This is a genomic window from Bacillus toyonensis BCT-7112, assembly GCF_000496285.1.
Classification (GTDB): domain Bacteria; phylum Bacillota; class Bacilli; order Bacillales; family Bacillaceae_G; genus Bacillus_A; species Bacillus_A toyonensis.
This window is the reverse complement of sequence record NC_022781.1, coordinates 1008105-1021684: the sequence shown is the minus strand read 5'-3', so window position 1 is coordinate 1021684 and position 13580 is coordinate 1008105. Positions and strand designations below refer to the sequence as shown.

12 protein-coding genes and 2 pseudogenes are annotated in these 13580 nt (G+C 36.2%); all 14 read left to right on the top strand.

Translation table 11 applies throughout. From position 1 onward, the window contains the following. The first annotated feature begins 25 nt into the window (after nucleotides 1-25). Complete coding sequence (locus tag BTOYO_RS05145) at nucleotides 26-1558, top strand: ABC transporter ATP-binding protein (protein WP_000456934.1); 1533 nt, start codon at nucleotides 26-28, stop codon at nucleotides 1556-1558. After that, complete coding sequence (locus tag BTOYO_RS05140; RefSeq protein WP_001085263.1) at nucleotides 1551-2609, top strand: ABC transporter permease; 1059 nt, start codon at nucleotides 1551-1553, stop codon at nucleotides 2607-2609. Before BTOYO_RS05145 ends, BTOYO_RS05140 begins: the two co-directional genes overlap by 8 nt. Further along, nucleotides 2610-3569 (top strand): ABC transporter permease, encoded by a 960-nt coding sequence (locus BTOYO_RS05135; protein WP_000008853.1) that lies wholly within the window; start codon nucleotides 2610-2612, stop codon nucleotides 3567-3569. It begins immediately after the preceding gene. Between the two features lie 99 nt (nucleotides 3570-3668). Then, complete coding sequence (yfmF, locus tag BTOYO_RS05130; protein ID WP_000772425.1) at nucleotides 3669-4943, top strand: EF-P 5-aminopentanol modification-associated protein YfmF; 1275 nt, start codon at nucleotides 3669-3671, stop codon at nucleotides 4941-4943. Continuing rightward, nucleotides 4944-6230 (top strand): EF-P 5-aminopentanol modification-associated protein YfmH, encoded by a 1287-nt coding sequence (gene yfmH, locus BTOYO_RS05125; protein ID WP_000411961.1) that lies wholly within the window; start codon nucleotides 4944-4946, stop codon nucleotides 6228-6230. It begins immediately after the preceding gene. 100 nt (nucleotides 6231-6330) lie between these two features. Beyond that, complete coding sequence (ymfI, locus tag BTOYO_RS05120; RefSeq protein ID WP_000759598.1) at nucleotides 6331-7044, top strand: elongation factor P 5-aminopentanone reductase; 714 nt, start codon at nucleotides 6331-6333, stop codon at nucleotides 7042-7044. A 75-nt stretch (nucleotides 7045-7119) separates the two neighbouring features. Further along, nucleotides 7120-7368 (top strand): DUF3243 domain-containing protein, encoded by a 249-nt coding sequence (locus tag BTOYO_RS05115; RefSeq protein ID WP_000114447.1) that lies wholly within the window; start codon nucleotides 7120-7122, stop codon nucleotides 7366-7368. Nucleotides 7369-7506: 138 nt separating this feature from the next. Further along, entirely contained in the window at nucleotides 7507-8292 is a 786-nt protein-coding gene (locus BTOYO_RS05110) for a DUF3388 domain-containing protein (RefSeq protein WP_000574107.1), read from the top strand. Between the two features lie 21 nt (nucleotides 8293-8313). Further along, entirely contained in the window at nucleotides 8314-9228 is a 915-nt protein-coding gene (locus tag BTOYO_RS05105; RefSeq protein ID WP_000137455.1) for a helix-turn-helix domain-containing protein, read from the top strand. Between the two features lie 63 nt (nucleotides 9229-9291). Further along, the gene (gene pgsA / locus BTOYO_RS05100) at nucleotides 9292-9870 is read left to right on the top strand and encodes a CDP-diacylglycerol--glycerol-3-phosphate 3-phosphatidyltransferase (protein WP_001052980.1); all 579 of its coding nucleotides are present in this window, start codon (nucleotides 9292-9294) and stop codon (nucleotides 9868-9870) included. A 20-nt stretch (nucleotides 9871-9890) separates the two neighbouring features. Then, nucleotides 9891-11129 carry a competence/damage-inducible protein CinA gene (gene cinA, locus BTOYO_RS05095; RefSeq protein WP_000990726.1) on the top strand — a complete coding sequence of 413 codons (1239 nt, stop codon included), beginning with the start codon at nucleotides 9891-9893 and terminating at the stop codon, nucleotides 11127-11129. Between the two features lie 144 nt (nucleotides 11130-11273). Continuing rightward, nucleotides 11274-11882: pseudogene (gene recA / locus BTOYO_RS05090) on the top strand (recombinase RecA); the annotation flags it as partial. Between the two features lie 97 nt (nucleotides 11883-11979). Next, nucleotides 11980-12603 carry a PDDEXK family nuclease gene (locus BTOYO_RS05085; RefSeq protein ID WP_000301533.1) on the top strand — a complete coding sequence of 208 codons (624 nt, stop codon included), beginning with the start codon at nucleotides 11980-11982 and terminating at the stop codon, nucleotides 12601-12603. A gap of 268 nt (nucleotides 12604-12871) precedes the next feature. Beyond that, nucleotides 12872-13294 (top strand): annotated as a pseudogene (locus BTOYO_RS05080) (recombinase RecA family protein); the annotation flags it as partial. Between the last annotated feature and the right edge of the window lie 286 nt (nucleotides 13295-13580).

The following is a 13580-nucleotide window of genomic DNA, read 5'->3' as shown; positions in this document are numbered from 1 at the left end:
GTTCCCTGTTAAAAGGAGGAACACAATGGAATACGTAATTGAGATGAATAACATTACGAAAGTATTCCCAGGCATTGTAGCGAATGATGATATTACGCTGCAAGTAAAGCAGGGAGAAATACATGCTTTACTTGGAGAAAATGGTGCAGGGAAATCCACATTGATGAATGTACTATTTGGTTTGTACCAGCCAGAACAAGGTGAAATTAAAATTAAAGGAAAAACTGTAAAGATTACAAATCCGAATATAGCAAATGACCTTGGTATTGGAATGGTACATCAGCACTTTATGCTTGTTCATAATTTTACAGTTACAGAGAATATTATTCTCGGAAACGAACCGAAGAAAAAAGGGAAAATTGCTGTTGAGGAAGCTGCTAAAGAAATTCAAAAACTGTCTGAACAATACGGTTTAGCTGTAGATCCATATGCGAAAATACAAGATATTTCTGTCGGTATGCAACAGCGTGTTGAGATTTTAAAAACACTTTACCGCGGGGCAGAAATTTTAATATTTGATGAACCGACAGCTGTGTTAACACCACAAGAAATTCATGAGCTAATTCAAATTATGAAAAAGCTTGTGCAAGAAGGGAAATCTATTGTTCTTATTACACATAAGTTGAAAGAAATTATGGAAGTTTGCGATCGTTGTACGATTATTCGTAAAGGAAAAGGGATTGGAACGGTTGACGTTGCAAATACGGATGAAAATAAACTTGCAGAATTAATGGTCGGACGTCAAGTGAATTTTAAAACAGAAAAAATAGACGCGAAGCCAAAAGAAGAGGTACTTTCAATTGCAAACCTTGTTGTTCACGATGCACGTCAACTACCTGCTGTAAAAGGCCTTGACTTAACTGTTCGTGCGGGGGAAATTGTCGGTATTGCAGGAATTGATGGAAACGGACAAAGTGAATTAATAGAAGCAATTACTGGTTTACGAAAAGTTGAGTCAGGTTCTATTGCAATTAAAGGGAAAGAAATAACAAATTGGCCTGTTAGAAAAATAACAGAAGAAGGAATTGGTCATATTCCAGAAGATCGTCATAAACACGGACTCGTTCTTGATTTTTCTGTTAGAGATAATATAGTTTTGCAAACGTACTATAAAAATCCGTTTTCAAAGAAAGGGATTTTAAATTTCAGCAAAATTACAGAAAAAGCAAAGGCACTTATTGAACAGTTTGATGTACGTACACCTAGTGAGCAAACGTTAGCTCGTGCACTATCTGGGGGAAATCAGCAAAAGGCAATTATTGCACGTGAAGTAGACCGTGATCCAGATTTATTAATTGCAGCACAGCCGACACGTGGTTTAGATGTAGGGGCAATTGAATTTATTCATAAGAGATTAATAGAGCAAAGAGATAAAGGAAAAGGTGTATTACTTTTATCACTAGAGTTAGAGGAAATTTTAAATGTTAGCGATCGAATTGCTGTTATTTATGAAGGAACAATTGTAGCAATAGTTGATGCGAAAGAAACGAATGAACAACAGCTTGGATTGTTAATGGCTGGAGGAACAAAGAAGGAGCAGGTGGGTACAAATGGCTAAAAAACTTTTAACAGAACGAACGATAAATATTTTAGTCCCAGTACTATCCGTTATTTTTGGCTTACTTGTAGGAGCGATTGTAATGCTAGTTAGTGGCTATGACCCAATTGTTGGTTATAGTGCACTTTGGACAGGCATGTTCGGCAGTCCAAGTGCGATTGGTGAAACACTTCGTACAATGATACCGCTTATTCTTGCTGGTTTATCGGTGGCGTTTGCATTTCGTACAGGTTTATTTAATATCGGGGTAGAGGGTCAATTGTTAGTTGGTTGGCTTGCAGCGGTTTGGTTCGGTTATGCAGTCTCGCTACCAGCTGTTCTTCACATTCCATTATCTATTTTATTCGCAGCGTTAGTAGGCGGAATCTGGGGTTTCATCCCTGGATATTTAAAGGGAAAGTTTCAAGTTAATGAAGTTATTGTAACAATTATGATGAACTATATCGCGTTATATGTAACATATGATATTATTAAGCGCTTTTTACACGAGGGTAATGATAAAACGTACGACATTAAAGAGAGTGCGTCATTATCTTCAGACTGGCTTGCATCCATTACTGACGGTTCACGCCTTCACTGGGGAATTATTGTAGCAATTTTAATCGCTATTTTAATGTGGTTCTTATTAGATCGAACAACTTTAGGTTATGAATTAAAGTCAGTAGGATTTAATCAACATGCTTCTCAATATGCAGGGATGAAAGTTTCTCGTAATGTAGTATTTTCCATGACAATTGCTGGTGCGTTCGCAGGGATTGGTGGAGCGATGGAAGGATTAGGAACATTCCAAAGCATGACAGCGATGTCCTCCTTTACAGGGGTAGGGTTTGACGGGATTGCCGTAGCCTTACTTGGAGGAAATAATCCGTTTGGTATTATCCTTTCAGCTTTATTATTTGGTGGTTTGAAAAGTGCTTCCCCTCAAATGAACTTTGAGGCAGATGTGCCATCAGAGCTTATAAACGTAATTATTGCATGTATCATCTTCTTTGTTGCATGTAGTTATGTGTTAAGATGGGCGCTTACACGCATGAGCAAGGAGGGGAAATAAATGAGCTTTTTAGATATATTAGCCATTCTTGTGACGGGTACGTTATATACATCGGCACCTATAATTTTCACAGCACTAGGTGGTGTATTTAGTGAACGATCGGGTGTTGTAAATATCGGATTAGAAGGACTAATGCTATTTGGTGCATTTATTGGAGTTGTTACAAACTTATTAATGGGTGATACTTGGGGAACGATGACTCCGTGGATTGCGTTATTGTTTGCGGCAATTGGTAGTGGTTTATTTGCATTACTTCATGCAGTAGCATCTATTACATTCCGAGCGGATCAAGTTGTAAGTGGTGTAGCAATTAACTTCTTATCTCTTGGTTTAACAGTATTTGCAATTAAGAAGATCTTTGATAAAGGGCAGACTGACTTTATTCAGTACCGTATTGAAAAGATTGATATTCCAGGTCTTTCGGATATTCCGGTTATAGGGAAAATATTCTTTTCAAATGTACCAATAACGTCGTATATTGCGATTGTTTTAGCATTTGTTGTTTGGTATGTTATTTATAAAACACCGTTTGGTCTTCGATTGCGTGCTGTTGGTGAACACCCAATGGCAGCGGATACGATGGGGATTAACGTATATAAAATGCGCTATATCGGCGTTTGTATATCAGGGGTGTTTGCCGGAATTGGTGGGGCGATTTTTGCAATGTCCATTTCTAATAACTTCTCAGGAGCAACTATTACAGGACAAGGTTTCTTAGCTTTAGCTGCTATGATCTTTGGGAAGTGGAATCCGCTAGGCGCACTGGGTGCAGCTCTATTCTTTGGCTTTGCTCAGTCTCTTAGTGTAACGGGTGGAACAATTCCTGTATTAGACCAGATTCCAAGTGTTTTATTAACGATATTACCGTATGTATTCACAATATTAGCACTTGTCGGTTTTGTAGGTCGTTCTGAAGCTCCGAAAGCATTAGGAACTCCTTATGAAAAAGGAAAACGATAAGTAATTTGTAAGCATAATAAGGAAGAAAAATTGGTTTTTTATTTCTAAAAACTGTATATTGAAGAGGAATATTCCTATATACGTAAAGGAGGGCTATAAATGAAACTAATGGAACAACAATTACATGAGTTAGGTGGTTTGCGAGTACATATTATTCCGACTGATAAATATAAAACAAATACCTTTGTATTTCGTTTTAAAGCACCTTTAAATGAGGAGACGGTGACAGAGCGTGCCCTATTGCCATACGTATTGCAAAGTGCGACAGAAAAACTTCCTTCTGTAATTCGTCTACGTCAATATTTAGAAGAATTATACGGATCTTCTTTGGGAGTAGATGTAAGTAAAAAAGGGGAAGACCATATCATCTCCATTTATGTAGACATTGCAAATGAAGTATATTTACACGATGCACCACCGTTATTTGAAAAAGCGCTTTCTATGTTATCGGATATTGTTTTACATCCAGCAACAGAGGGAAATAGTTTCCTACCTTCTATTGTAGAAAGTGAAAAAAGAGCGCTTTTGCAGAGAATTGAAGCTACTTATGATGATAAAATGCGCTATGCAAATGAGCGTTTAATCGAAGAAATGTGCAAAGTAGAACCGTATCGATTAAGTGCAAATGGAAAAAAAGAGAGTGTTACTTCTATTACAAATGAAAGTTTGTATCAATATTATCAAAAGGTGTTAGCGGAAGATGAAATGGATCTATATATTATTGGTGATATTTCAGAAAACGCAGTTGATCTTGTAAGTAAGTATTTTTCTATTACAGCGCGTCCTGTGAGAGAAAGAAACGTACTCCTTCATAAGCGAAATAATGAAGAAAAAGAAGTTGTTGAAAAACAAGAATTAAAACAAAGTAAATTACACATTGGTTATCGTACGTTTGTCACATATAAAGATGAAGATTATTTTGCACTGCAATTGTTCAATGGGCTATTTGGAGGTTTTTCTCATTCGAAGTTATTCGTAAATGTCCGCGAAAAGAATAGTTTAGCGTACTATGCAGCATCAAGATTTGAAAGTCATAAAGGCTTGTTGTTTGTTATGTCAGGGATTGAAGCAAAAAATTATGAAAAAGCAGTTGAAATTATTAAAGAACAAATGCTTGCGATGCAAAATGGTGATTTTTCTGAAGAAGAGATGCATCAAACGAAAAGTGTCATTCAAAATCAAATATTAGAAGCAATTGATACGCCACGTGGATTTGTGGAAATGCTATATCATGGTATTATTTCAGATCGTACACGTCCAGTTGAAGAATGGCTAACAGGTATAGAAAGTGTGACGAAAGAAGAGATTGTGAAAGTTGCTAAAAATATTGAACTAGATACAATTTACTTTTTACAAGGAACGGAGGGAGAATAAATGGAGAAGATTGTTTATGAGCAATTAAAAGAGACGCTCTATTATGAAAAACTTCCGAATGGATTAGATGTATATGTTTTACCGAAGCAAGGATTTAATAAAACATTTGCAACGTTTACGACAAAGTATGGTTCTATGGATAATACATTCGTACCATTAGGTAAAGAAGAAATGATTCGTGTACCTGACGGAATTGCGCATTTTCTTGAGCATAAATTATTTGAAAAAGAAGATCACGATGCTTTTCAATTGTTTAGTAAACAAGGAGCATCGGCAAATGCTTTCACATCCTTTACAAGAACAGCTTATCTTTTTTCATGCACATCAAATGTAGAACAAAATTTAAATACGTTGTTAAATTTCGTACAAGAGCCTTACTTCTCTGAAAAAACTGTTGAAAAAGAAAAGGGGATTATCGGACAGGAAATTCAAATGTATCAAGATAATCCAGATTGGCGCTTATACTTTGGATTAATTGATAGCTTGTTTGTAAAGCACCCCATTAAAATTGATATTGCAGGGACAATCGAGTCTATTAGTAAAATTACGAAAGACCTATTATATGAATGCTACGAAACATTTTATCATCCGAGCAATATGTTACTATTTGTTGTTGGTGCAATTGATCCAGAGGAAACAATGGACTTAGTGCGTGAAAATCAAGCGAAAAAAGATTATAAAAATCAGCCGGAAATTGTACGTTCATTTGAAGATGAACCAAATGAGGTAAATGAAAAGAAGAAAATCATTTCAATGCCTGTACAAACACCGAAATGTTTAGTCGGTATTAAAGCGACAAATTTAAAAGAAAAAGGGAAAGCTCTTTTAAAACAAGAAATCGCGCTTACGTTACTTTTAGATTATTTATTTGGAAAAAGCTCGGTTCATTACGAATCGTTATATAATGAAGGGCTTATTGATGATTCGTTCTCGTATGATTATACGGAAGAGAATAACTTCGGTTTTGCAATGGTTGGCGGTGATACGAAGCAACCGGATGAATTGGAAAAGCGTTTGAAAGATATTTTATTAAACACAAATTATGATCAATTAGATGAGGCAGCATTAGAACGAGTAAAGAAAAAGAAAATTGGTGGCTTTTTACGCTCGTTGAATTCACCGGAATATATCGCAAATCAATTTACGCGATATGCGTTTAATGAATCTAGCTTGTTTGATGCATTGACTGAATTAGAAAGTCTAACTGTTCAAGATTTACAAGAAATAGCGAAATTATTATTATCAGAAGAAAAAATGAGCGTTTGTCAAGTTTTACCGAAAAAATAAAATTTAAAAGATACCCTCATCTTATCATTGATAAATTGTAAGATGAGGGTATTATTTAGTTATATGAAAAATGAGCTTGTAGAGATAAGAGAGGGTAATTATGAAAAAGTATGCATTAGTAACTGGAGGGAGCGGAGGGATTGGCTCTGCTATTTCAAAACAATTAATTCAAGATGGATATACTGTATATGTTCATTACAATAACAGTGAAGACAAGGTAAATGAGTTACAGAAGGAATGGGGTGAAGTGATTCCTGTTCAAGCGGATTTAGCTTCTAATGATGGGGCAGAGCAGTTGTGGGGACAAATTGAACATCCTATTGATGTTATCGTATACGCAGCTGGGAAGAGTATCTTTGGATTAGTGACAGATGTAACAAATGATGAGTTGAATTATATGGTAGAACTTCAAGTTAAGAGTGTATATAAATTACTATCAAAGGCACTTCCACCTATGATTGGGCGGAGAAGTGGAAATATTGTAGTTGTTTCATCTATATGGGGGCAAATAGGGGCTTCTTGTGAAGTGTTATATTCAATGGTAAAGGGAGCACAAAATTCATATGTGAAAGCTTTAGCAAAAGAGGTTTCTTTAAGTGGATTGCGTGTGAATGCAGTAGCACCAGGTGCAATTGAAACGGAAATGTTAAGTGTCTTTTCTGAAGAAGATAAGATTGGCATTGCTGAAGAGATACCATTAGGCAGAATAGGTTTACCAGAAGAGGTAGCAAAGACAGTTTCATTTCTCGTATCACCAGGAGCATCTTACATAACTGGACAAATTATCGGTGTGAATGGTGGCTGGCATTGTTAAAAAATTCTTACATAAAAAATGAAAAGTTGCACAAATTAAGCATGATTTTATTACTCAATAGTGAGGTGCTTAATTATGTCAGTGTTAGATAATTTTGATCAGTGGAAGAGCTTTTTAGGAGAACGTTTAGAACAAGCGGAAGGAAAAGGGCTTAATAATGGTGCCGTATCAGATATGGCATTTCGTGTTGGCGATTATTTAGCAAATGAAGTAGAAGCGCGTAACGATCAAGAAAAATTATTGTCTGAGCTTTGGAAAGTTGCTGATGAACAAGAGCAGCATACAATCGCAAATTTAATGGTTAAGTTTGTACAACATAAGTAAAAGTAGAGAGGAGATTCTCCTCTCTACTTTTTTTGTATAATAATTACACGGGAGAGATTATACATTTAGCTTCCCTATTAAGGTGAAATCATATAATATAGTACGTAGGTGTAAAGTAAGCAAGGGGAGTGATCTTGGATGATTGAATGGTATTTTGAATATGAAATACATAAAAACCGACCTGGCTTGCTTGGTGACGTTTCTTCGTTAATCGGTATGCTCGGCATTAATATTGTCACAATTAATGGTGTTGATAATGCACGACGTGGGTTACTCCTTATGTGTGATAATCAAGAGCAGATCTCTAGACTTGAATCAATTTTAAATACGATGGATAACATAACGGTAACGAAATATCGTCCGCCAAAGCTAAGGGATAAACTAGCGGTTAGACATGGTAGGTACATACAACGAGATGCAGATGACAAGAAAACATTTCGTTTTGTGCGTGATGAATTAGGATTACTTGTAGACTTTATGGCGGAAATCATGAAAAAAGAAGGCCATAAACTAATTGGGATACGAGGAATGCCTCGTGTCGGAAAAACAGAATCCATTGTTGCCGCAAGTGTTTGTGCAAATAAACGATGGTTATTTGTATCATCTACTCTCATTAAGCAAACTGTTCGTAGTCAATTGATTGAAGATGAGTATAGCGATGACAATATTTTCATCCTAGATGGAATTGTGTCAACAAAGCGTGCCAATGAAAGGCATTGGCAACTCGTTCGTGAAATTATGAGATTGCCTGCAACGAAAGTTGTGGAACATCCTGATGTATTTGTGAGTCAGTCAGAATACACATTGGATGATTTTGATTATATTATCGAGTTACGTAACGATTATGATGAAGAAATTCAATATAATTTAGTAGATGAAATTGAGCAAGGTACGCAAAATAATTTCTCTATGTTCGACTTTTAAAGAAATATTGAGGTGTTAGTAGTGACAGAATTAGGACAAAAGCTGAAAGAAGCAAGAGAAGCAAAAGGCTTGTCTATTGATCAGCTGCATGAGATTACAAAAATTCAAAAACGCCATTTAGTAGCGATTGAAGAAGGCAATTATGACGTATTGCCAGGAGCTTTTTATGCACGTGCATTCATTAAACAATACGCAGATGCGGCTGGATTAAATGGAGAGGAACTGCTTGTAGAATATCAGAGTACGATACCACAATCTGAAAATCGTGATGTTCCACAAGTATCAACTGGACAAAAAACACAAGAAACAATGCAAAAATCTTCATCATTGCCAATGGCAGATCATATGCCGAAAATCTTAATTGCATTGTTAGTAATCGCATTTGGAGTCGTAGTTTGGTTTGTTATTCAAGCACTGACTGGTAAAGATGACGGACGAGTTCCGGCTACTCAAAGTGAGAAAATTGAAGTTAAAAAAGCAGAAAATTCTCCGCTAGATACGAAGAAAGATGAAGCGAAAGCGGAAGAACCAAAGAAAGAAGAACCAAAGAAAGAAGAGCCAAAAAAAGAAGAGCCAAAGAAAGAGGAACCAACTGGACAACAAGAAGTAAAAGTAGTTGGAACAAGTGGTAAGGTATCTACTTTGGAAATTCATAATAATAAAACATTAGAACTGGAAATTTCAGCGAAGGGTACAAGTTATGTAGATGTTAAGGACGATGCGGGTAATGAAATTCTAAACACTACAGTACAAAGTGGTCAAACAGAAAAACGTGATTTATCAACAGCAAAAGAAGTGCGACTTAATATTGGAAATGCAACGAATGTTGAAGTTAAACTGAATGGCCAAGTGGTCGCTTACCCATTGGATCCAGAAAAAGAACTTCACCAAAGATTGGTGATAAAAAACCAAGGGGTAGAGCAACCTGCACAATAACAGTCATCGCTTCGATGACTTTTTTCAATGAACAAATGTTTTTGATATGATGGAGGAATAGCTGTGAATTTACCAAATAAAATTACAATATCTAGAATCTTCTTAATCCCAGTTTTTATGGTAATTATGTTAGCACCCTTTGATTGGGGTTCATACACAATTGGTGATGTAGATCTACCAATTCAACACTTAGTAGGGGCGCTTATCTTTATTATTGCCTCAGCTACAGATTGGATTGATGGACATTACGCAAGAAAGTATAATCTTGTAACAAACTTAGGGAAATTCCTTGACCCGTTAGCAGATAAATTACTTGTTTCGGCAGCACTTATCACATTAGTCGAGATGGGATCTGTACCAGCTTGGATCGTTATAGTAATTATAAGTCGTGAGTTTGCTGTGACAGGTTTACGACTTGTACTTGCTGGAACAGGGGAAGTCGTTGCAGCGAATCAATTAGGGAAAATTAAAACATGGACACAAATTATTGCGATTGCAGCGTATTTATTACACGATGTACCGTTAAATTTAATCCATATTCCAGTTGCTGATATCTTTATATGGATTGCATTAATTTTTACTGTTATTTCAGGATGGGATTATTTCTGGAAAAATAGAGCTGCTTTTGTAAACTCAAAATAGAAGTTTATGGGGGAATTGGGATGAATGCTGAAATTATTGCGGTTGGAACGGAATTATTACTTGGACAAATTGCAAATACAAACGCCCAGTTTTTATCTGAAAAGTTAGCTTCAATTGGCATTAATGTGTACTACCATACTGTAGTTGGAGATAATAACAAACGATTACAGCAGGCGATTGAAGTTGCAGAAGAACGTGCGGACATGCTTATTTTTACAGGTGGATTAGGCCCGACAAAAGATGATTTGACGAAGGAAACAATTGCGTCTAGCTTAGGGGAAGAGCTTGTATATGACAAAAATGCATTAGCATTAATAAGCGATTATTTTAAGCGTACAGGTCGTGAGTTCACTGAAAATAATAAAAAGCAGGCACTCGTTTTGAATGGAGCAACTGTATTTGCAAATGATCACGGTATGGCACCTGGTATGGGTTTAAATAAGAACGGAAAAGTTTATATTTTATTACCAGGACCACCGAAAGAAATGAGGCCAATGTATGTAAGTTATGTAGAGCCTTTTTTACGTAACTTTACAACAGGAGAAAACATTTATTCTCGCGTGCTTCGCTTCTTCGGAATTGGGGAATCTCAATTAGAGGTGAAAGTTCAAGATTTAATTGATGGACAAACGAACCCGACAATCGCCCCGCTTGCGAATGATGGAGAAGTGACATTACGTTTAACTGCGAAGCATCAAAATGCTCATGAAGCGGAGAAACTCATTCAGCATATGGAAGATTTGATTTTAGAAAGAGTAGGAGAATTTTTCTACGGGTATGACCAAGAGTTTCTGCACTATAAGGTGATAGAGTTATTGAAGAAAAAAGGATTAACTTTAGCGTGTGCAGAAAGTTTATCAGGTGGTCTCTTCGGTAATCAAGTAACAGAAAGTGCTGGTGTGTCTTCAGTATTTAAAGGCGGTGTCATTTGTTATCATAATGATGTGAAGCAACATGTTTTACATGTACCTGAGGAAGTGTTGTCTACTGACGGTGCAGTTAGTAAAGAATGTGCTCGTTATCTTGCTGAAAATGTTAAAGAATTATTAAAAGCGGATATCGGAATTAGTTTCACTGGGGTAGCAGGACCAGATGCTTCAGAACATAAAGAGCCGGGAACAGTATTTGTTGGATTGGCGATTAAAGATGAACCAACTGTAGTCTTTCCTCTAAATTTAAGCGGAAGTCGTCAACAAATTAGGGAACGCTCAGCAAAATATGGGTTTTATCATTTGTATAAAAAGCTAGAAGAGATATAAGTCTCTTTTAGCTTTTTTTAATGGTTAAATGCAGTTTTATGTAATGGAAAATAAAAAAATCGAATAAATGTTCGATTTTTGTTGGCAAATTGAATTGAAAATAGGTATAATAAGATTAGCAATTCAGTTAAGGAGGAATTTTGAATGAGTGATCGTCAAGCGGCATTAGATATGGCGTTAAAACAAATAGAGAAGCAATTCGGTAAAGGTTCAATTATGAAATTAGGAGAACAAGCTGAGCGTAGAATTTCTACAATTTCAAGTGGTTCTTTAGCACTTGATGTGGCACTAGGGGTAGGCGGATACCCACGTGGCCGTATTATTGAAATTTACGGACCTGAAAGTTCAGGTAAAACAACAGTTTCATTACATGCAATCGCTGAAGTACAGCGTCAAGGTGGACAAGCAGCGTTTATTGATGCGGAGCATGCAATGGATCCTGTATATGCACAAAAATTAGGCGTTAACATAGATGAATTACTATTATCACAGCCTGATACAGGGGAACAAGGACTAGAAATCGCAGAAGCACTTGTACGAAGTGGCGCGGTTGACATTATCGTAATTGACTCTGTAGCAGCTCTTGTACCGAAAGCAGAGATCGAAGGAGACATGGGTGACTCACACGTAGGTTTACAAGCACGTTTAATGTCACAAGCACTTCGTAAGCTTTCAGGTGCAATCAATAAATCAAAAACAATCGCAATCTTTATCAACCAAATTCGTGAAAAAGTTGGGGTTATGTTCGGAAATCAACTACAAGTTGCTTAATCAAAGTAATGTACTTGAGTCTTTATTTGTCTTCTTCGACTAAGTCTTTATAAGGGATTTCTTATAGGGAGAGATTAAAGTGGCAGTGACAATTGGAAATAGAACTTATCGAAACATAGAACAATGGCAAGTGGATTTTATTGTGACACATGCGGATAGCAAATTGAAAGATATAGGTAAAGAAATTAATCTTGATGAAAGGCGAGTAGGTGAAATATTAAAGTTACTCGGAATTAAAAGAACCAGATATAGAAAGATTTACTTGCCTAAAACCGCAGAAGTTGAACAAGAATTGAAAAATCCATATTTATCACATGTTGAAATTGCTATTAAGTATGGCGTATCCGATACATGTGTTGCTAAAAGGAGAAAAGAGCTTAATGTAAAGGTCAGAAAGAAAAATTATGATACTTTACTGGAACAACAGGTTGAACAGATGTTGTTAAGTTTAGATCTGGCGTTCATTAAGCAAAAAAGAATCGATAAGTGGTCTATTGATTTCTACTTAGGTAGAAAATATTGTTTAGATGTCCATGGGAAATGGGCACACTCACTCAAAAAGATAAAAGAACGAGATAAAAGAAAACTTTTATTTATGGAAGAGGGCTGCTATAAATATCTTGTTATACATGAAGAAGAGTTAGCAAATAAAGAAAAAGTCTTGCAAAAGATTAAGGAGTTTACCATGGGTTTCCCTTGCTAGTGATAGCATGTAAAAAAACCTTGTGAACCTTATTGCCTAAGGGTGTAACTATCCATATAGTTGCTAACGGTGAAGCCCACCATTATTTAGGGTAATACCGTGCCAAGCTCCATAGTGATATGGGGAAGGTGTAGAGACTACCGAAAAGGACTTTTAGTTAACTGAGTAGGGTACGGCAGATGATAGGCTACTGCTGGAAGTGCAAGGCTCTCTGTAAAGAGATGAAGAGATAGTCCGGACTATAGAGATGGAAAATCTATAGATAGTGCCAGAAACAACTCCAGGTGGTCGTGCGTTGAAATTCTATTCAACAGTTCGTCTTGAAGTACGTCGTGCTGAGCAATTAAAACAAGGTAACGACATCGTTGGTAATAAAACGAAAGTAAAAGTAGTGAAAAATAAAGTAGCACCACCATTCCGTGTTGCTGAAGTTGATATTATGTACGGAGAAGGTATTTCAAGAGAAGGTGAAATCTTAGATATGGCTTCTGAACTTGATATCGTTCAAAAGAGTGGTGCTTGGTACTCGTATAATGAAGAACGTTTAGGACAAGGTCGTGAAAATTCAAAACAATTCTTAAAAGAGAATACGGATTTAAGAGAGGAAATTGCCTTCTTTGTTCGTGATCATCACGGAATTGGTGAAGACTCAGGTGTGGAAGACACGGAAGATTCAACTCTTCAAGATTAAAAAATAAAAGACACGGTCCCGTGTCTTTTATTTTTTACCTTCTATTAAAATCGTGTATATCGCAGTAGTTAAAAAAATTTTTTTTGACTCAAACGGGATGTGTAAAGAGGGATATTCATATGTTTTAAGGGAATAAAATGGTATTTACTAAGGTTTTCCAGGATAATATGCTATCAATTTTTCAAGTTCAGATAACATTCAGGACTGAAGGTAAAGAAAGTAAAAGTAGACAACGCTTGACAATGAAAATTCCGATAGATACAATGAGAATGTATATTTTTTCTTA